The following is a 20,358-nucleotide window of genomic DNA, read 5'->3' on the forward strand; positions in this document are numbered from 1 at the left end:
CGCCCCCTCCATAGAAAAGCTCCTGTCACGGCAGGAGCTTTTTTATTTTTCAGCGGAATTGCTTGCGGTATGCCGCCGGCGACACGGCGAACTTTGCCGTGAAGTGCTGCCGCAGCGACGCAGCGGAACCAAATCCGGCCTGGTCCGCCACCAGATCGATGGCCAGTGCCGTGGTTTCCAGCAAGCGCTGCGCCACCGCCAGCCGGCAATTGATCAGCCATTGCGCCACAGTGGTTCCCGTCTTCATTTTGAAGCGCCGCGTGAAATTGCGGCGGCTCATGGCTGCCCGCTCCGCCAGCAGATCGACGCTGACCGGCTGCGCCAGGTTCGCGATAGCCCAGTCCAGCGCCACGCTGAGCGGGTCGTTGCCCATGGACTTGGGCAATGGCTGTTCAATGTATTGCGCCTGTCCGCCATGGCGCACGGGCGCCACCACCATGCGGCGCGCCACCCGGGCCGCCACTTCCGCACCGTAATCGCAACGCAGCAAATGCAGGCAGCAATCAATTGCGGCCGCCGTGCCGGCTGACGTGAGGATATTGCCATCGTCGACGTACAGCACGTTGCGGTCCAGCGTCACGTTCGGATATTTGCGGGCGAAATCATCCGCCCACACCCAGTGCGTGGACGCCGTGCGGCCATCGAGCAACCCTGCTTCCGCCAGCACGAATGCCCCCAGGCACAAGCCGGCAATGCGTGCGCCGCGCGCATGGGCATCGCGCAGCGCCTGCAGCAGCGGCTGCGGCGGCGCGATATCGGGATCCGGCCAGGCGGGAACAATCACCGTGTCGGCTTGCGCCAGCGCGGACAAATCACGCTCGACCACGATGTCAAAGCCCGACATGGTGGCAATCGGGCCCGTTTTCTGACCGCAAATGACCAGGCCGTAGCGGGGCACATCAAGACGTAACACGTCGTCGCTGAACACCATGCAGGGGACTGACAGGTGGAAGGGACTGATGCCGTCGAATGCAAGGACAGCGACGGTGTGCGCAGGTTTCAACATGGCCCGATCCTAGCATATCTTGTCTTTTTGACGGCTTTCGGCAAATGCATACCAGCCCGATACTTCGCCCTGTTCTCAACTCAACACAGGAGCTTCAAATGAACCACCCGACCATCCGCACCATGGTGGGCGCTACCGCCCCGCACACGATCGAAACCGCTCGCACGGCGCTGCTGGTGATCGATTTTCAAAATGAATACTTCACCGGCAAGATGCCGATTCCCGATGGCTTGAACGCGCTGCGCAACACGCGCAAGCTGGTGGCCCATGCAGACCGCCACAACATCCCCGTCTTCCATATCCAGCACGTGACGCCTGCCGGCAGCCCCATCTTCGCGGCAGGCAGCGACAGCGCGCAACAGCACAGCGAGCTGCAGCCGGCGCCACGCCACACGGTATTGCAGAAATCCACCGTCAGTGTCTTCCAGAGCACCGGCCTCGATGCGCGCCTGAAAGCAGCCGGTGTGCAGCACGTGCTGATCACGGGCCTGATGACGCATGCGTGCGTGGCCGGCGCCGCGCGCGACGCGGAACCGTTGGGTTATAGCGTGCTGGTGGCCAGCGATGCATGCGCTACGCGCGACCTGGACATGCAGGATGGCGCCGTGCTGCCACACGCCGCGCTGCACCGTGCATCGCTGGCGGCGATCGCCGACACATTTGGCGACATCCTCGCCACAGAAGAGATCCTGCGCCTGCCAACAGTATAAAAATCAGCATCGATACAGGCCGCACCGGCAAACATGCCGGTGCGGCCTGCTTGCGTTTACAGAGGTGGATGACACGCAGATTGTAAGTAATCCCATCAATTGTAAGCACGTGTAAAGACCGTCAACGACAGTATTCCGGCGTCCGTTTTATGCTCAAGTGACACAGCAAAGTGCACGAAACGAAACAAGTAAAGCCAGCAGCAGAACAGACCAAGTAACACCAGACAGCCGTTAATACTGAATAAACCGTTTATATAGAATTTAAGGACTGAATATCATGACCAAGACCATCGCTACCCTGATCGCCGGCCTGTTCGCTACCGCAGCTTTCGCTCAAGCGCCAGCACCTTCCGCCACCGTTACCGCTCCAGCTGCGGCGCCAGCAAAAGCGGAAGCCAAAGCTGACGTGAAAGCGCCGGTGAAGGCGGAAGTCAAGGAAGCTGCGAAGACGGAAGCAAAAAGCGAAGTGAAGGCCGACGCGAAAACTGAAAAAACCGCGTCGCACACCAAACACAAAAAGCATCGCAAGGCAGCCAAGCCGGCTGAACAAGCGGCAGCGGCTCCGGCAGCACCAGCCGTAGCTGCCAAGTAATCCCGAAATACAGAATAAACCGTATATATCAAATTTAAAGGAAAACTATCATGACCAAGACTATCGCTACCCTGATCGCCGGCCTGTTTGCTACCGCTGCTTTTGCTCAATCGCCTGCTCCTGCCGCCGCGCCGGCTGCAACGCCGGCCAAGACCGAAGCCAAAGCCGAAGTCAAAGCCCCTGTGAAAACTGAAGTTAAAGCGGAAGCCAAGGACACCAAGGTTGCCGCCAAGGCCGACACCAAGGAAGTGAAGAAGGAAGAAGCCGCGAAGACCGACGTCAAAGGCGAAGTGAAGGCCGATGCGAAGACTGAAAAGACCGCTTCGCACACCAAGCACAAGGCCAAAGACCACGGCAAGAAAGAAGAATCCAAGCCAGCTGAAAAAGCTGCGGCAGCACCAGCGGCAGCGCCTGCAGTTGCCGCCGCCACCAAGTAATCCCGCTTCAGGTAATACAATAGTACAACTCCCGCCACGTCCAACCTGGCGGGAGTTTTTTATTTCACGGGCAGCCAGGAAGGCTTGGTGTCCGTGTGCAGTTCCCGCTGCACGGTTCCCGTATAAGCGGGATCCAGCGTACCCAAGGTCACTGCAATCCGGCCTTCCGCCTGCGTGCTGCGCCAGTACAAAGTGGAACCACAAACCTTGCAAAAGCCGCGCCGTCCGTGATCGGACGACGCATATTCCGTTACCAGGTCTTCGCCCCGCTCATACGCGAACGTGGCGCGCGCCACATTCGCATACGTTCCGGACGCCGCGCCATGCTGCTTCTGGCACATCGTGCAGTAACAGTGGCTGGTATGCTTCACAGGACCATCGGCCTTGTATGCCACGCCACCGCACAAACAGCTGCCACGCAATACGTCGTCGCCCATTGCAATCTCCTGATCAGAATTTCGCTGCCACGCTCATGCCGATCGCGCGCGGCGTCACACGGTAACCCTGCACGATGGACGCCACCTGCGGATGCTGGATCACCGTATGGTTGTCAAACGCGTTCTTCACGTAGGCCGTGAACTTGTAGCGGTCAACGGACAGGCCCGCACTGAAATCAGCCGTGTGGTAGGCAGGGCGCTCGTAATCCGTGCTGGTGGTATTGAGCGAGCCTTTGGATGGGCCGACCCACTGCACGCCGCCCGCGACAAACGCGCTCTTGTCGCCAAACACGGCGAAGTTGTATTGCGCGCTGACGGACGCGTTATATTTCGGCACGCCCTGTACCTGCGCACCGCGCACGGCTCCCAGCACGCCATTGTTGATGCCTTCGTCATTCGACAATTCCGCTTGCACATAGCCGCCCGCCGCGCTCAACGTCAGGCCGGATACCGGCTTGGCCTTGATGTCGAATTCAAAGCCCTTGCTGACGGCATTGCCCGCGTTGGCGTTGTACGTGTACGTGCAGGTCGGCAGATATACGCCCTGCTGGATATTTTTCCACTTGATGTAGAACACGTCCGCATTGACGGACACGCGGTTGTTGAGGAAGCGCGATTTGCTGCCCGCCTCATAGCTCCACAGGCTGTCCGATGCGTAGGTCGCCGGGCCTTGCGTCAGGCCGTTGGCCGCCAGGTCATCGCCGCACGTGGTAGGCGGCACGAAGACGTTGGAGCCGCCCAGGCGGAAGCCCTTAGCTGCCGTCGCATACACGGTGTGCTGCGGGCTGATGTCCCACGTCACCGCATACTTCGGCGTAAAGGCTTTCGACGACAGGCTGGTGCTGCTGTTGTTGCCCGCCCCCGCCAGATACAGGCCATTGCGCTGGTTCAGGATGGAATCGCCCTTCAGGTAGCGCGCGCCAATGGTCGCGTGCAGCGCCGGCGTGAAGTAGTAATTCGCTTCGCCGAAAATCGAACTTTGCTTTTCACGGTAGCGGAACACGCCCTGGAACGAGTTATCGCCCGGGAAGGAACCCGCGTTCCAGCCCGGCAGCAAGTCCGGATCCGGCGTCTTGTAGCCAAAGCTGGCAAACGTCGCGTTAACGCCGAAGATCGGGTCGTTTTCATCGATGCCTGTATGCTGGTTCGAGAAGTACATGCCACCCAGCCACGTCCACGGCGACACTTTTTCATCGTAAGGACGCGACGCCAGGCGGAATTCCTGCGCCACCTGGCGCACGCGGTTATTGATCAAGACTGCCGACGGCAAGCCTGCAATCGCATCGATCAATTCAGGCGGTGCATTGCCGCCGTCGTCGGTCGACGTCAGGAACGTGGACAGCGAATAACTGTTGTACGCGGAACCATTTTGCGTGCGGTCGAACTTGCGCTTGAAGTAGCTGGTGCTGGACACGAAATCAGCCCAGCCCAGATCCCAGTTCACGGCCAGGTTCGCCGTTTGCAGCACGTCCTTCGATGGCTCGCGCACCTGCTTTTTCGCCTGATAGGGCGGCAATTCGAAATTGAACGCCGCAATATCCTTCGCATCCACTTTTTGGTAATAGAACGATGGCGTGACGGTCAACGTGCGCAGCGGCTTCCACTTCAGCGCCATGCGCAATTCCTGGTCATCGATCTTGTTGATGTCGTTCGCCAGCACCTTGCCCGCGCCATCGACCTGGTCGATAAAGCCGCCGGCGCGCTGCGTCTGCACGCCGATGCGCAGCGCCAGTTCATCATCGATCAGCGGGAAGTTCGCCACCGCATTGGCGGAATAGCTGGTGCTGCCGCCCTTCAGCGCGGAGACATCCGCATAGGTGGTGAATTCGCGCTCCTTCAAGTCCGGCTCATTCGGCACGAACTTGATGGTGCCGCCCATCGAGCTGGCGCCGTACAGCGTCGCCTGCGGGCCGCGCAGCACTTCGACCCGGTCGATGTCGAAGAATTTCGGTTCCACCGTCCCCATCGTGTACACATTGCCCACGGTGAGCGACACGTCGCCCAGGTAAATGCCGACCGTGGCGGCGCCCGCGGCGGAACTGATGCCGCGCACTTCGATGTTCGACGTGCCGGGACCGGCCCCGCCATTGCCAGTGGCCGCCGTGAACGAAATATTCGGCACCACGCGCGTCAAATCCGTGAAGTCCGCCACGTGCTGCGACTGCAGCTGCGCACCGCTGACCGCCGAAATACTCATCGCCACTTTGTTCGGGTCTTCCTTGCGCTTTTGCGCCGTCACCGTGACGACTTCGATCTGGTCGGACTGCTGCTGCGCCCACGCGGCAGAGGGGAGAAAGGCAGCGGCAATGGAGTAAGCTAAGACGGTGCGGCGGATATGCATGGGAGCTCTTTCCTTGATCTAAGTTATAACTTTGTATTTTAACAATCCCATATTGTAACCACGTCCGTTACCCCGGTTGCCATCAAAGTAAAGATAGATATGTCGTGATTTTTCATATGCATATGCGGCGATAGACTACTTCACATCAATAAGCTAAAAAGCAGGAGATGGAGATGAAGGGCGCTATCGAAAAGTGTTTCAAGGACGTCAAGCTGTTCCCTTATTGGCTGGACAACCCGCTGGCGCCGCAAGTCGAACGTGAACTGATCGGCCAGACCACGGCCGACCTGGTGATTGTCGGCGGCGGCTTTACGGGCCTGTGGGCTGCCGTGCAAGCCAAGGAATTGATGCCGCACCTGGACGTGGTGGTGATCGAAGCCGGCAAAGTCGCCTATGGCGCATCCGGCCGCGCGGGCGGCATCATTTCCACTTCCGTCATGCACGGCCTGCCGAACGCCACCCGCGTTTTCCCTAAAGACCTCGACATCCTCGAACAATTCGGCCACGACAACCTGGATGGCTTCAAGGCCACCGTGGCGCGCTATGGCATCGACGCCGACCTGGAATGGAATGGCGAAATGACGGTGGCCGTCGACGACGCCCACCTGGAACACCTGGAACAGGATTTCATGCTGCACAAACAGCATGGCCACAACGTCGTGCTGCTGAACCGTGAAGAAGCGCAGGCGCAGCTTGGCTCGCCGCTGTATGCAGGCGCCATGTGGTCGCGCGACCGCAGCGGCATCGTCCACCCGGCCAAGATGGCGTGGGGCTTGAAAGCCGCTGCGCTGAAACTGGGCGTACGTTTGTATGAAATGTCGCCGCTGACGAAATTCGAAGATTGCGGCGCCACCATGCTGGTGCATACGCAGGCCGGCCGCATCCGCACGCCGCGCGTACTGCTGGGCACCGGCACGGCGCACGTCGGCATCAAGGATATCGGCCGCCGCGTCATGCAAGTGCGCGACCACGTGCTGGCCACCCAGCCTTTGAGCAAGGAACAGCTGGACCGCATTGGCTGGAAAAACCGCCAGGGCGTGTATGACACGCGCACGCAATTGAATTACTACCGCCTGACGAAAGATAACCGCATCATCTTCGGCGGCCTGGTGAGCTACCACTTCAACGGCAACAACAACCCTGCGCAAGACCGCGAAGAATCCACATATCACCCGCTGGGCAAAGTGTTTTATCAAACCTTCCCGCAACTGCATGACGTGCACTTCTCGCACGCGTGGGGCGGCCCGATCGACTATTGCTCGCGTGGCGCCGTCTTCGCGCGCCGCTACTTCAACGAGAAAGTCGTGTACGTGGCCGGCTATACAGGCTTTGGCGTGGCAGGCAGCCGCTTCGGCGCGCTGATGGGATTAAACATCCTGTTCGACCGCAAAACGCCTGAGCGCTCGCTGGATATTTCCACGCAGGGCCCGTCGTGGATCCCCCCGGAACCATTCCGCTGGGCTGGCGCCAAGATCACCTTCCACGCCTTTGATGGCGCCGATTCCGAAGGCGGATGGAAGCGCATGTGGATCAACGGTATCAAGAAGCTCGGCTTCCCCATGTAATTCCCGGCCGGCCCGGACTCCTCTTACTGCACATTTTTCTCTGCTGGCTGTGGCGCGACCACGGCCCGGCGGGACCGTTATCGAAAGGATTTGTTCAACATGCAAGCGCAAACCTCCCTGAACCAGCCTTTGGGCGGCAATGAGATGCCGCGCAGTGGCGGCATCGCGACCATGATGCGCCTGCCGCACGCGCCAACCGCCGAGGGTCTTGATGCCTGCTTCGTCGGCATCCCGTTTGACCTCGGCACCTCGAACCGCACGGGCGCCCGTTTCGGCCCGCGCCACGTGCGCTCCGAATCCGTGCTGCTGCGCCCTTACAACATGGCCACCCGCGCCGCGCCATTCGATTCGCTGCAAGTGGCGGACATTGGCGACGTCGCCATCAATTCCTACAACCTGCACGACTCGATCCGCCGCATCGAGGAAGCGTATGACGGCATCCTGGCCCACGGCTGCATTCCGATTTCGCTGGGCGGCGACCATACGGTGACCTTGCCGATCCTGCGCGCCATCGCGAAAAAGCACGGTCCTGTGGCGCTGGTGCACGTCGATGCGCACGCCGACGTCAACGACACCATGTTCGGCGAAAAAATCGCGCACGGCACGCCATTCCGCCGCGCTGTCGAAGAAGGTTTGCTGCAAACGGAATACGTGACGCAAATCGGCTTGCGCGGCACCGGCTATGAAGCGGAAGACTTTGACTGGTGCCGCAAACAGGGTTTCCGCGTGGTCCAGGTGGAAGAGTGCTGGAACAAATCCCTCGCTCCGCTGATCAGGGAAATCGCGCAGCGCATCGGCGACCGGCCCGTGTACCTGAGCTTTGACGTCGACGGCATCGATCCTGCCTTTGCACCGGGCACCGGTACGCCGGAAGTGGGCGGCCTGACTGTCGCCCAGGGCCTGGAAATCATCCGCGGCATGCGCGGCCTGAATATCGTCGGCGCCGACGTGGTGGAAGTGGCGCCGGCATACGACAACGCGGGCCTGACGTCGCTGCTGGCCGCCAACCTGGCGTTCGAAGCGCTGTGCGTACTGCCTGGCGTCGCCTACCGCTGATCCTTCGGAGACTCCCCATGAATACCCGCGACACCCAATGCCAATTCACCGTGGCCCCCACCGAACTGGCTTCCGCGCTGGCGCAAGGCGCCGCGCTGTCCCTGCCTGGCGCGCTGATTAACGGCAAATGTGAAAACGGCGGCGGCGGCCAGCATTTCGTGCTCGATCCGGTCACCGGATCCGCCATCGGCGAATTCCATGCCGCCACGGCTGTGCAAGTGGAAAAAGCCGCGAAAGCCGCCGCCCGCGCACTGCCATCGTGGAAGGCCAAAAACCGCCTGGAACGCGCCCGCGTTTTGCGCGCCATTGCGGACCGCATCGAACAGGCGCACGACGAACTGGCCGCGCTGCAGCGCCACAACAATGGCAAGCCTGCCGGCGAAGCGGAAGTCGACGTGCTGGATGTCATCAACACGTTCCGCTACTACGGCGACGTGTGCGCCAATATGAAAAACCTGCAGGTGGAAGACCTGGACCTCGGTGTGGCCAGCTATTGCGCGCAAATGCACTATGAAGCGTGCGGCTCGGTGGCGCTGATCGTGCCATGGAACTTCCCGATGGTGACGACCGCATGGAAAGTCGCGGCAGCGCTGGCGGCCGGCTGCACCATTGTGCTGAAGCCGTCGGAATTGACGCCGGTTGCCGAACTGGCGCTGGCCAATTTGATCCATGAAGCGGGCTTGCCGCCAGGTGTGTTGAACCTCGTATTCGGCAGCGCCGACACGGGCCGCGCACTGGTGTCGCATCCCGGCATGGCAAAAGTATCGTTCACGGGCAGCACGGAAACCGGCGTGGCCGTCATGCGTGAATGCGCGCAGCGCATGGCCCGCGTCAGCCTGGAACTGGGCGGCAAATCCGCGCTGATCGTGTGCGCCGACGCCAACCTGAACCTTGCCGTCGAACTGGCCGTCAGCGGCGCCTTTTGCAACGCCGGCCAAATGTGTTCCGCCACGTCGCGTATCCTCGTGCAGGACAGCGTCTACGATGAATTCACTTCGCGCCTGAAGGCGGCAGTGGAAGCGCTGAAAGTGGGCGGCCCGGACGCGAATATGGGGCCCGTCATCAGCGCCCGCCAGCTGGAAAAAATCCTGGGCTACGTGGCGCGCGCCCACGCCGACAACATTCCCGTGCTGGCCAAAGGCCATTTGCCGGAAGACACGCCCCCCGGCTTCTTTATCGCGCCGCGCGTGTATGCCGATGTGCCGCATGACCACCCGTTATGGACAGAAGAAATCTTCGGTCCGGTGGCGTGCGTGCGCCGCTTCAGCACCTACCAGCAAGCCGTGCAAATCGCCAACGACAGCCAGTTCGGCCTCGTCGCCACCGTGGTAACGGAAAACAGCGAAGCGGCAAAAACCATGTCGGACGGCTTGCAGGCTGGCCTGGTGTGGATCAATGCGCCGCAAATGATTTTCCCCGGCACGTCCTGGGGCGGCTTCAAACGCAGCGGCATCGGCCGCGAACTGGGTGTGGCAGGGATGCGCGCCTACCAGGAAATGAAACAGGTTTTGCGTACTGCCTGAAATTTAACCAACAAACGAATACGCACCATCACCAAGGAGATATAGATGACCAAGACCGTAGCAGATATCGTGGCCCTGAATGCGGGCATCGCCAGCTTCCAGAAACTGGACTATGGCATGGATGAAGGCGACTGGCGCGCCGCCGAAGGCGTGAATAAAGGTTATGCCGTCGGCCTGTGGGAAGGAAAACAGGGCGAAGTGGAATTCCCTGCCATGCCATACGACGAAGCGTGCTGGATCACCGAGGGCCGCGTGGCCCTGATCGACAGCGCAGGCGGCCGCCGCGAATTCGCGGCCGGCCAGGGCTACGTATTGCCGAAAGGCTTTGCCGGCCGCTGGATCACGATGGAAGACGCCAAGAAATTCTACGTCGTACTCGAATAAGGCCCGCCGGGTGGATGGCGTACCGGCGCGACCCACCCGACGCTGTGCTGAAGTTTTCGCATTCAACAACTGGGAGAGTTGAAATGAAATCGATCAAACATGTAGTGACCGCCGCCATGCTGGCAGCTTGCGCAACCGTATCGGCTCAGGAAGAAAAAGTCCTGAATATCTATAACTGGTCCGAATACATCGCGCCGGAGACCGTCGCCAATTTTGAAAAAGAGACGGGCATCAAAGTCCGCTACGACATTTACGACACCAACGAAATCCTGCATGCGAAGCTGGTTGGGGGAAAAACCGGCTACGACATCGTGGTGCCATCGTCGATCTGGGCCAAGATGCAGATTGAAGCGGGCCTGATGCAAAAGCTGGACAAGAACCAGCTGCCCAACCTGCACAACCTTGACCCGGTGGTGCAGGAACAGATTGCCAAGGTCGATCCGGGCAATGCCCACCTGGTGAACTGGCTGTGGGGTTATACGACGATCGGCATCAACGTGGACAAGGTCAAGGCCGCGCTGGGCAATACACCGATGCCGGCCAATGCGTGGGACTTGATCTTCAAGCCCGAATACGCGTCCAAACTCAAATCCTGCGGCGTGTCGCTGCTCGATGCCGCCTCTGAAGTCTTCCCGTCCGCCCTGCACGCCATGGGCAAAAACCCCTACAGCAAGAACACCGCCGATTACCAGGAAGCCTTCAAGGTCCTGCAGCAAGTGCGTCCCTATGTCACGCTGTTCTCCACCACCGGCTACATCAATGACATGGCGAACGGCTCCATCTGCGTGGCGCTGGGCTGGTCCGGCGACTTCAACTCGGCACGCCAGCGCGCCATCGACAACAAGACGGGCCAGAAAATCGAAACGCTGATTCCTGCCAACGGCGGCTTGCTGTCGTTCGAATCGATGGCCATTCCCGCCGATGCGCCGCACCCCAAAAATGCGCACCTGTGGATCAATTACATCTTGCGCCCGGAAGTGCATGCATCCATCACCAACAAGGTGTTGTACGCCAACGCCAACAAGGAATCGCTGAAGTTCGTCAAACCCGCCGTGGCGCAAAACAAGGCCGTATTCCTGCAGCCTGACGACATGAAAAAGATGGTGGTGCCCGACAGCGTCGGCACCGACATCCGCCGCACGATGACGCGCCTGTACACGAAGTTCAAAACCGGAGTCTGACCTTCCCCCCGCCCGCGGCCATGCCATGGCCAGGGCGTTATCCGATTCCAAAGCAGTTGAGGAGATCCATCATGGCCGAGATGAGCCAGGGCAGCGCTTTGCCCACCAAATTCCTTTCCATCGATAACGTCAGCAAGGTGTACGACAATGCCGTCACCGCTGTCGACGACATCAGCCTGAGCGTGAATAAAGGCGAAATCTTCGCGCTGCTCGGCAGTTCCGGCTGCGGCAAGTCCACGCTGCTGCGCATGCTGGCCGGTTTTGAAACGCCCACCAAAGGCCGCATTTCGCTGGCGGGCAAGGACATCACGGCCATGCCGCCGTATGAACGGCCCATCAACATGATGTTCCAGTCGTACGCACTATTCCCGCACATGACGGTATGGGACAACATCGCGTTCGGCCTGCGCCGCGACGGCATGCCGGCCAAGCAGATTGCGGAACTGGTGGAACAAAACCTGCGCCTGGTGCAGCTGGAAAAATACGCGCAGCGCAAACCGCACCAGTTGTCCGGCGGCCAGCAGCAGCGCGTGGCGCTGGCCCGCTCGCTGGCAAAGCGCCCGCAATTGCTGTTGCTGGACGAACCATTGGGCGCGCTCGACAAGAAGCTGCGCGAACAAACGCAGCTAGAACTGGCCAACATCATCCACCAGGTGGGCGTCACGTGCGTGATGGTGACGCACGACCAGGAAGAAGCCATGACGATGGCGTCGCGCATTGCCATCATGAGCGAAGGCCGCTTCCTGCAAGTGGGGACGCCGGAAGAAATCTATGAATCGCCGAATTGCCGCTTCGTGGCGGACTTCATTGGCAGCGTCAATTTGTTCGAAGGCACGGTGGAGGAAGACCACAGCGACCACGCGCTGATCAAGACGGCCAATTGCCCAATTTACGTGGGCCGCGGCGTGTCCGCCGTGCGCGGTTCGACTGCTGGTGTCGTGCTGCGTCCGGAAAAAATCTCGATTTCGCGCGAACCCGCCAACCAGACGTACAACACTGTGGCCGGCAAGGTCGAAGAACTGTCGTACTACGGCAATTTGACGGCATTCCACGTACGCCTCAAGGACGGCCAGCGCGTCAAAGTCACGCACTTGAACCATTACCGGCACGACGACCTCGGATTCAACGCAGGCGACCACGTTCACCTGCACTGGAGCGACGACGCCATGGTTGTCGTGGGCCGCTGAGGAGCCGCCATGTTCGAACGCATACAACAATGGCTGCTGCGTGGCGGCCTCGGACAGCGCCTCGTAATCGGCGTGCCGTTCGCGTGGCTGCTGACGCTGACGGCCATTCCCATGCTGATCATCCTGCAGTTCAGCTTTTCGCAAATGGGCGAAGCCACCATCATCAAGCCCTGGACGCTGGTTGATGGTGTCTTGAGCGTCAAAGTCGACTTTAACAAATACCAGTTCCTGTTCACGGATTCGCTGTACGTGGCGACCTACCTGTCGTCCGTCAAATACGCGGCCATCAACACGGTGCTGTGCCTGGCGATCGGGTATCCATTCGCCTATTTCCTGGCCCGCTCGCCTGAACATATCCGCCCGTCGCTGCTGATGGCCGTGATGCTGCCGTTCTGGACGTCGTTCCTGATCCGCATCTATTCGTGGAAAGGCTTGCTGGCCACGAATGGCTTGTTCAACAACGTGCTGCTGTCGCTGGGCGTCATCAGCGAACCGCTGCAAATGCTGAACACACCGTTCTCGCTGACCCTGGGCATGGTCTACACATATTTGCCGTTCATGATCTTGCCGCTGGTAGCCAACCTGCAAAAGTTCGATACGCGCTTGCTGGAAGCGGCCGCCGACCTTGGCGCCACGCCGTGGAAAGCCTTCTGGCTGATCACGGTGCCGCTGTCAAAAAACGGCATCGTGGCCGGCTCCATGCTGGTGTTCATTCCTTCGCTGGGCGAATACGTGATTCCGGAACTGCTGGGCGGCCCGGAAACACTGATGATCGGCCGTGTGCTGTGGGATGAATTCTTCGGCAATAACGACTGGGCCATGGCGTCCGCCGTAGCCGTCGTGATGATCATGCTGATCCTGGTGCCGATGGCAGTCTTCAACAAATTCGGAGAAAAATCATGATCCGCTGGTTTTCCCGCGCCTGGATGGCTGCCGTCTATGCCTTCCTGTACCTCCCTATCCTGTCACTGGTGGTGTTTTCGTTTAACGAATCGTCACTGGTGACGGTGTGGACCCGTTTTTCGCTGAAGTGGTATCAAGCGCTGCTGCGCGACGATGAATTGATTGCAGGCTTCTTCCTGTCGATCAAAGTGGCGCTGCTGTGCGGCCTGCTGTCCGTGATTCTTGGCACGTTCGCCGCATACACGCTGGAACGCTATAAACGCTTCCGTGGCCGCATGCTGTTCTCCAGCCTGATGAATTTGCCGCTGGTGATGCCGGAAGTGATTCTGGGCTTGTCCGTCATGCTGCTCTTGGTGATGGTGCAAAGCGCATTTGGTTTCGGCCAGCGCGACATGAGCACCATCCTGATCGGCCACACGATGCTGGGCATGGCGTATGCGTCCGTCGTGATTTCATCGCGCCTGCGCGAATTGAATGGCTCGCTGGAAGAAGCCGCGCAAGACCTGGGCGCCCGTCCGCTGCAAGTGTTCTTCCTCATTACGCTGCCACTGATCATGCCGGCGCTGCTGTCGGCCTTCCTGCTGACGTTCACCTTGTCGTTTGACGATGTCGTGATCTCGGCCTTCCTCGCTGGTCCGGGCGCCACGACGCTGCCGGTCGTGATTTTCTCCCGCGCGAAATTCGGCTTGAACCCGACTGTCAATGCCGTGGCGGCCGTGACCATCATGGTGGTGACATGCGCCGTCATCGTGTCCGGCCTGCTGGAAGCCCGTGCACGCCGCCGCCGTCTGGCGGAAACGCGCCGCGCCATGGCGGCGCCGGTGGCCGCGCCGGCCATCAAGCCAGTCACGCATACCCAGCCATCCGTATCCAAAACTGCTGTTGCCTCGACCGCACCAGCTCCAGTCAGCAGCACACATTAAAAAAGGAGACACCATGTTCAAGCACCTCACCCTGGCATTGCCTTGCCTGATCGCAGCGGCATCGTCGTATGCGGCGGATACTGAAATCGAACAGCTGCGTGCGGAAGTCAAGCGCATGCAAGTGAAAATCGATGCGCTGGAAGATGCGAAAACCGAGTCCGGCATGGCCGGCCTGAAGATCAGCGGCATGCTGGACCCAACGTATATCGCTAGCCGCAACCGCCGCAGTTCCGGCTTCAATTTCTTGAATAACTTCGACGCGATCGACCGTGGCGCCGCCGCGCAGGATTCGTCGTATGCGTTCGACAATTCCTTCTTCGGCATGGCCATGCTGCAAATCGATAAGGAAATGGAAGGCGGCACCAAGTGGCACTTGCAACTGGTGCCGCACAAGAGCGCCAGTTCCACGTTCAACCTGGGTTCCGTGATCCATGAAGCGACAGTGTCCGTGCCGCTGGAAGAACAGGATGTGAAACTGGTAGCGGGCCAGTTTGCCGACTTCACGGGTTACGAATACTTCCTGTCGCACCAGACCAAGCTGGTCACGCACAACTTGCTGTTTGATTTCACACAGCCCAGCTATTACGCGGGCGCCGGTGTGGAATTCGTGCGCGGCGCGTGGACCACGAAAGCGCTGCTGGCCAACATGAACAAGTCCAGCCACGCGGACAACAACCGCAGCCCGGTCTTCGTGTTCCGCACAGATTATGCGCACAGTGAATTTGCCGGCATCGGCGTGACAGGCCAGTTCGGCAAGTACATGGACAAGGGGTTGCGCATGCTGTCGACCGATGCGTTCTATACGCGCGGCGCGCTGTCGATCAATGGCCAGATCAATGTGGGCCGCTGGAAGAACATGGCGTTCAACGGCAGCGATGCGCAGTGGGCCGGGGTTTCCGTGCTGGGCACGTACCTGGTCTCGCCACGCCTGGAATTGATGGCGCGCGCCGATTACCTGAAGAACGACAAGAATGGCGGCGGCACGCTGGGCACGGTCTTCACTGGCTGCACTGACGCCACGGGCCTTCCGTTAGCGTGCTCGGATGCCTCCGTAGCCATGCTGGGCGCAGGCGACTACCGCAATGGTTTTGGCCCGACCGAGGCAGCCTTAAGCAATGCCGCGGCAGCCGGCACGCCGGGCAAAGTGCGGGGAACGAACCGTTCGGAAATCACGCTGGGTGGCGCGTACACCATCAACGCCAACACCAAGCTGAAATTCGAGTACCGCTACGACTGGGCCAACCAGGCAGTCCTGCTGGCGCAGAAAGCGGCGCTGTACCGCAAGAACAACTCGCTGCTGGCCACGTCGCTCGTTGTAACGTTCTAACCGGTATAGACGGGCCGCGCAGCCAGGCGGCCCGCCGTCCGTTAAAATGGGCCATCATCACCAAGCTAGCCAGCCACCTGATCCGCCATGCTGACCAACCTGTCCGATCTCGATTTGCGCCTGATCCGCGTTTTCTTAGCGGTGGCGGATGCGGGCGGCCTGTCGCTGGCGCAAACCATGCTCAATGTGAACCAGTCGACCATCAGCACGCAATTGTCGACCCTGGAAGCACGCCTGGGTTTCCGCCTGTGCGACCGTGGCCGCGCAGGTTTCCGCCTGACGCCGAAGGGCGAGCGCTTTGCGCAGGCGGCACGGCGCATGCTGGACGTGGTCAACGACTTTTGCGAAGAAGCGCGCAACATTGAAAAGAAACTCAGTGGTTCGCTGCGCATCGGCTTGATCGGCCATACGGCGCCTGCACAAAACGCCAAGCTGGGTGTGGCGATTTCGAATTTCCGCAAGCGCGATGAAGCCGTACGCTTCCACATCTTCAACCGCTCGCCCAATGAAATCGAAGAGCAGATGCTGGCCGGGGAACTGGACCTGGGCATCGGCTATTTCTGGCACCAGTTGCCGGAACTGGAATACGTGCCGCTGTACGTGGAAAAGCAGATCGCGTATTGCGGCCAGGGCCACTCGCTGTATGGCACGTCCGACAAAATCAGCACGGTCGACGTGGCCAATTATGAATGGATAGGCCGCAGCTACCCGGTACCGGAATTTGAAAGCCGCTTCGGCCAGCAAAACTATGGCGCCCGCGCCGACAACATGGAAGCGGTGGCGGTATTGATCATGTCCGGCCGCTATTGCGGCTTTTTACCTTCGCACTTCGCCGAGCCTTATGAAAAACTGGGGCTGCTGCAGGCGCTCAATACGGACGAACTGGCGTACCGCGTCACCATCCACACGTGCGCGCACAAGGCCAGCCGGCGCGGCGACATCATCGAAGCCTTCATGAGCGACTTGCGCGCGGTGATGGCGCTGCCGTAATTGACAAATTTGGTGCCAGGCACCAGCGTGATTTGCAACTATTTCCCGGCCGCAGGACCCACACCGCCACGCGCCTCGCCATCCTCCTTCTCCACCGGTACCCTCACTTGCGGTTTTTATATTCGATTTTTTCGACAATAAGCCAATAACTTTTCCGTTTTTTAAATCCGGATTTGTTTCGCATAATGGCTCCATTGGGTCGCGCAACACAGCATCCATCTGTGAAGCCGGCCAATTAACCAGTCACCGCTTTGTGCGGAAAACCTGTCGAAATTTTTGATTATATGGAGATGACATCATGAACTTCAAAACCCTCGCCAAATTCGCCATGCCAATCGTGATGGCCTTTGCCGCCGCCGCACCGTCGCAAGCCGCACAGCCGGCAGCCCAGCCATCGCCAAAACTGCTGTCCCCGGACAACCACACGCTGCTGCTGATCGACCACCAGCCACAGATGGCGTTTGCCACCCGTTCCATCGATATCGCGGAATTGCGCAACAACGTGACCGGCCTGGCCAAAGCCGCCGCCACGTTCAAGGTGCCGACCATCCTGACCACGGTGGCCGCCAAATCGTTCAGCGGCCCGATCTTCCCTGAACTGCAGGCCGTGTTCCCGGACCAGAAGCCGATCGACCGCACGACGATGAACACGTGGGAAGACCAGCGCGTGGTGGACCAGGTCAACAAATACGGCAAAAAGAAAATCGTGATGGCTGCGCTGTGGACCGAAGTGTGCCTGCTGCAGCCGGCGCTGTCGGCGATGGACCAGGGTTACGACGTCTATATCGTCACCGATGCATCGGGCGGCGTCACCAAGGAAGCACATGACATGGCCGTGCAGCGCATGGTGCAGGCTGGCGCGCACCCGATCACGTGGATGCAATACATGCTGGAACTGCAGCGCGACTGGGCGCGCGGCGCCACCTACGTTCCAGTCACGAATACCGCTAAACAGCACGGCGGCGGCTATGGCCTGGGCCTGATTTACGCCAACGACATGTTCAAGGCGCAAGAAGGCAAGTAAGCAACCGGCAACGCCGGCGCACCACGCCGGCTTTACAGTTCCAGGAGAACGCCATGTTCAAGCCCATCACCATGCTGATGCTGGCCGTGCTGCCGGCATTGCCGCCCACCGCCCAGGCCCATGACATGGCCCAGCGCCTGGCCCAGGGAAAAGCGGTCTACCAGGCCGTCTGCATGGCCTGCCATGCACCGGAAAACGTGATGGTGAGTTCCCCCAAGGCAGGCGACGTCCAAGCGTGGGCGCGGCGCGCGGCGCCTGATGCAGCCGGATTAAAGCAACTCACTGACCATGCAATCGACGGGCTGGGCGCCATGCCGCCCAAAGGCGGCCGTCCCGAACTGACCCGCGACCAGATCCGCGACGCCATTGAATTCATGCGCCAGCCTTCCACCAAAGGATAAAAACCATGCAAACCGTTTCTAAACATGCCCTGCTTGCCGCGCTGTTCGTGGCCGGCTACGCCCATGCGCAGGCAGACTTGATCCTGACCAACGGCAAGATCGCCACCATGGCCAAACCCGGCGAATTCGTGCAGGCGGTCGCCATCAAGGATGGCAAGATTGCCGCCACCGGCACCAGCGCCCGCATGCTGAAACTGAAAGGCAGCGCCACCAGCATCGTCGACGTGCAGGGCAAGACCGTGATACCAGGCTTGAACGATTCACATACGCACGTGATCCGCGAAGGCTTGAACTACAACATGGAATTGCGCTGGGACGGCGTCACGTCGCTCAAGCGCGCCATGCAAATGCTGAAGGAACAGGCAGCCCGCACGCCGGATGGCGAATGGGTCAAGGTGGTCGGCGGCTGGACCGAACACCAGTTCGAAGAAAAGCGCTTGCCCACGCTGGACGAAATCAATGAAGCGGTGCCGGACAAGCCCGTGTTCATCCTGTACCTGTACGGCCTCGGTTACCTGAACAAGAAGGGCATAGAAACACTGGGCTACAGCAAGGATACCCGCTACCAGGATGGCGAAGTGCAGCTCGATGCGCAGGGCCAGCCAACCGGATTGCTGGTGGCCAAGCCCAACGCCATGGTGCTGTATTCCACCTTGGGTAAAACCAGCAAGCTGGGACGCGCCGACCAGTTGAATTCCACGGTCCACTACTACCGCGAATTGAACCGGCTGGGTGTCACCAGCGCCGTCGATGCGGGCGGCGGCGGACAAGCATTCCCCGACGATTACGGCGTCAGCATCGAACTGGCGAAAGAAGGCAAGCTGACGGTGCGCACGTCGTATTACCTGTTCGCACAGAAGCCCGGCAAGGAATTGCAGGACTTCCAGCGCTGGGTGGAACGGACCCAGTTGAACAAGAATGACCACATGTTTTATCCAAATGGCTTCAACGCGGAAGGGGGCGGTGAAAACCTCGTGTGGAGCGCCGGCGACTTTGAAAACTTCCTGCAGCCACGGCCGGAGCTGCCGGAACACATGGAGGGCGAACTGGAAAGCGTGCTGTCGCTGCTGGTGGCCAACCGCTGGCCGTTCCGCATCCACGCCACGTATGCGGAAAGCATCGAGCGCGACCTGGCGGTGATTGAAAAGGTCAATAAGAAAACGCCATTCAATGGCTTGCGCTGGATAGTCGACCATGGCGAGACCATGACCGATGACCAGATCCGGCGTATCAAAAAGCTGGGCGGCGGCATCGCCGTGCAAAACCGCATGTACTTCCAGGGTGAAGCGTACTGGCAGCAATATGGGCCGCAAACGCGGCAAATGCCGCCGATCCGCAAGATGCTCGACCTGGGCGTGCCGGTCGGCCTGGGCACCGACGGCACCCGCGTCAGCAGCTACAATCCGTGGCCGTCGCTGTACTGGGCCGTGACGGGCAAGAGCGCGGGCGGTTTGCCGATGTGGCAAGCCAAGGATGTGCTGAGCCGCTATAACGCGCTGCGCCTGATGACGCAAGGCAGCGCGTGGATGAGCGGCGAGGAAAAAGTCAAAGGCAAGATCGCCCCAGGCCAATATGCGGACCTGGTGGTGCTGCCGGACGATTATTTCTCGATGCCGGCCGAGAAAATCAAGAACCTGGAAAGCGTGCTCACCATCGTCAACGGCAAGGTGGTGTATGGCGCGGGCGCTTATGGCGCACTGGCGCCGCAAGCGCCGGCGGTATCGCCGGCATGGAGCCCAGTGGCAACGTATGGCGGCTACCAGAACCGCTGAGCATACACCCTAGTCCCGGCCGCGCCGCCGCAGCAGCCAGTACAGTGCTGCGCCGGCCGCTGCCGTCACCGCCGCCTTGCGCACCAGCCCCGCCTTGTTGTGCTGCCACTCGGCTTTGATGCCCATTTCCGCCAGCACGTTCGGCACGTGGCCCCGCGCCAGGTCTTCACCCAGCCCTTCCACCATGTCGACCCGGTCGGCCAGCACCAGCATGAGGAAGTGGCGCACATCGTTTTCCGTCATCTTGTACGCCTGGCGCCGCAGCCATCCACTCAATCCTTTGGGCGGCGCCGTGGTGCCGAACACGGGCGTCAAGCCGTCCAGGTGTTCTGGCGACACCAGCACTTCGACCGATGGCGGCTGCTGTTTCAACGGCAGTGGCTGCACGTCCAGGCGCGGCGGCGTGCGTTCCATCGGCACGGCGGGGCGGTTTTTGCGGTCCAGGTCCGCGCCCCAGCCCTGGATGTGCGACATGTCGGGCAGCGGGCGCCGCGGCGCATGCAGGTGGTCGTGTTCGTGGCCTTCGTCGTAGCCGTGGCTGTGCGCCTGCGGCGGTTGCGGTTTCATTGCATCGGGGGTATGTCCGGTCGGTTCCATGG

The 20,358-nt window shown here is 60.3% G+C and carries 20 protein-coding genes; 16 read left to right on the forward strand and 4 right to left on the reverse strand.

Features of this window, described 5'->3' with window-relative positions:
* Nucleotides 1-49 precede the first annotated feature (49 nt).
* Nucleotides 50-1,006: a GlxA family transcriptional regulator gene (locus GM668_RS13110; protein ID WP_155439407.1), complete on the reverse strand. Its 957-nt coding sequence runs from the start codon at nt 1,004-1,006 to the stop codon at nt 50-52.
* A gap of 98 nt (nt 1,007-1,104) precedes the next feature.
* Here GM668_RS13110 and GM668_RS13115 point away from each other — a divergent pair, with 98 nt between their 5' ends.
* The 3 genes from GM668_RS13115 to GM668_RS13125 all read left to right on the forward strand — a co-directional run bounded on the left by GM668_RS13115 (nt 1,105) and on the right by GM668_RS13125 (nt 2,745).
* Entirely contained in the window at nt 1,105-1,716 is a 612-nt protein-coding gene (locus GM668_RS13115) for a cysteine hydrolase family protein (protein WP_155439408.1), read from the forward strand.
* 277 nt (nt 1,717-1,993) lie between these two features.
* Complete coding sequence (locus GM668_RS13120; protein WP_155439409.1) at nt 1,994-2,308, forward strand: hypothetical protein; 315 nt, start codon at nt 1,994-1,996, stop codon at nt 2,306-2,308.
* 50 nt (nt 2,309-2,358) lie between these two features.
* On the forward strand, nt 2,359-2,745 hold the full coding sequence (locus GM668_RS13125; RefSeq protein WP_155439410.1) for a hypothetical protein: 387 nt from the start codon (nt 2,359-2,361) through the stop codon (nt 2,743-2,745).
* A 59-nt stretch (nt 2,746-2,804) separates the two neighbouring features.
* On the opposite strand, the gene GM668_RS13130 is transcribed toward GM668_RS13125, so the two are convergent.
* Both GM668_RS13130 and GM668_RS13135 read right to left on the reverse strand, forming a co-directional pair.
* Nucleotides 2,805-3,182: a GFA family protein gene (locus GM668_RS13130; RefSeq protein ID WP_155439411.1), complete on the reverse strand. Its 378-nt coding sequence runs from the start codon at nt 3,180-3,182 to the stop codon at nt 2,805-2,807.
* 13 nt (nt 3,183-3,195) lie between these two features.
* A complete protein-coding gene (locus GM668_RS13135; protein ID WP_155439412.1) occupies nt 3,196-5,523 on the reverse strand; it encodes a TonB-dependent receptor in 2,328 nt (775 codons plus the stop codon).
* Nucleotides 5,524-5,696: 173 nt separating this feature from the next.
* Here GM668_RS13135 and GM668_RS13140 point away from each other — a divergent pair, with 173 nt between their 5' ends.
* From GM668_RS13140 to GM668_RS13200, 13 genes are all read left to right on the forward strand, one after another.
* On the forward strand, nt 5,697-7,088 hold the full coding sequence (locus GM668_RS13140) for an NAD(P)/FAD-dependent oxidoreductase (RefSeq protein ID WP_155439413.1): 1,392 nt from the start codon (nt 5,697-5,699) through the stop codon (nt 7,086-7,088).
* Between the two features lie 99 nt (nt 7,089-7,187).
* A complete protein-coding gene (speB, locus tag GM668_RS13145) occupies nt 7,188-8,144 on the forward strand; it encodes an agmatinase (RefSeq protein WP_155439414.1) in 957 nt (318 codons plus the stop codon).
* Nucleotides 8,145-8,161: 17 nt separating this feature from the next.
* Nucleotides 8,162-9,667 carry an aldehyde dehydrogenase family protein gene (locus GM668_RS13150; protein WP_155439415.1) on the forward strand — a complete coding sequence of 502 codons (1,506 nt, stop codon included), beginning with the start codon at nt 8,162-8,164 and terminating at the stop codon, nt 9,665-9,667.
* 45 nt (nt 9,668-9,712) lie between these two features.
* Nucleotides 9,713-10,051, forward strand: a complete 339-nt coding sequence (locus GM668_RS13155) for a cupin domain-containing protein (protein WP_155439416.1) — start codon at nt 9,713-9,715, stop codon at nt 10,049-10,051.
* A gap of 83 nt (nt 10,052-10,134) precedes the next feature.
* A complete protein-coding gene (locus GM668_RS13160) occupies nt 10,135-11,232 on the forward strand; it encodes a polyamine ABC transporter substrate-binding protein (protein WP_155439417.1) in 1,098 nt (365 codons plus the stop codon).
* A 71-nt stretch (nt 11,233-11,303) separates the two neighbouring features.
* Complete coding sequence (locus GM668_RS13165; protein ID WP_155439418.1) at nt 11,304-12,419, forward strand: ABC transporter ATP-binding protein; 1,116 nt, start codon at nt 11,304-11,306, stop codon at nt 12,417-12,419.
* A 9-nt stretch (nt 12,420-12,428) separates the two neighbouring features.
* Nucleotides 12,429-13,322, forward strand: coding sequence for an ABC transporter permease (locus tag GM668_RS13170; protein ID WP_155439419.1), 894 nt, complete (start codon nt 12,429-12,431; stop codon nt 13,320-13,322).
* Entirely contained in the window at nt 13,319-14,245 is a 927-nt protein-coding gene (locus GM668_RS13175; RefSeq protein ID WP_155439420.1) for an ABC transporter permease, read from the forward strand. Before GM668_RS13170 ends, GM668_RS13175 begins: the two co-directional genes overlap by 4 nt.
* A gap of 13 nt (nt 14,246-14,258) precedes the next feature.
* Nucleotides 14,259-15,572, forward strand: a complete 1,314-nt coding sequence (locus tag GM668_RS13180; protein WP_155439421.1) for a DUF3138 family protein — start codon at nt 14,259-14,261, stop codon at nt 15,570-15,572.
* 87 nt (nt 15,573-15,659) lie between these two features.
* The gene (locus tag GM668_RS13185) at nt 15,660-16,562 is read left to right on the forward strand and encodes a LysR family transcriptional regulator (RefSeq protein ID WP_155439422.1); all 903 of its coding nucleotides are present in this window, start codon (nt 15,660-15,662) and stop codon (nt 16,560-16,562) included.
* 340 nt (nt 16,563-16,902) lie between these two features.
* Nucleotides 16,903-17,586 carry a hydrolase gene (locus GM668_RS13190; RefSeq protein WP_170305633.1) on the forward strand — a complete coding sequence of 228 codons (684 nt, stop codon included), beginning with the start codon at nt 16,903-16,905 and terminating at the stop codon, nt 17,584-17,586.
* 53 nt (nt 17,587-17,639) lie between these two features.
* Nucleotides 17,640-17,987 carry a c-type cytochrome gene (locus tag GM668_RS13195; RefSeq protein ID WP_155439423.1) on the forward strand — a complete coding sequence of 116 codons (348 nt, stop codon included), beginning with the start codon at nt 17,640-17,642 and terminating at the stop codon, nt 17,985-17,987.
* Nucleotides 17,988-17,992: 5 nt separating this feature from the next.
* A complete protein-coding gene (locus GM668_RS13200; protein ID WP_155439424.1) occupies nt 17,993-19,759 on the forward strand; it encodes an amidohydrolase in 1,767 nt (588 codons plus the stop codon).
* 9 nt (nt 19,760-19,768) lie between these two features.
* Here GM668_RS13200 and GM668_RS13205 read toward each other — a convergent pair whose 3' ends face one another.
* Nucleotides 19,769-20,356 carry a hypothetical protein gene (locus tag GM668_RS13205; RefSeq protein ID WP_229499271.1) on the reverse strand — a complete coding sequence of 196 codons (588 nt, stop codon included), beginning with the start codon at nt 20,354-20,356 and terminating at the stop codon, nt 19,769-19,771.
* Nucleotides 20,357-20,358 lie beyond the last annotated feature (2 nt).

The organism is Pseudoduganella ginsengisoli, assembly GCF_009720865.1.
Classification (GTDB): domain Bacteria; phylum Pseudomonadota; class Gammaproteobacteria; order Burkholderiales; family Burkholderiaceae_D; genus Rugamonas; species Rugamonas ginsengisoli.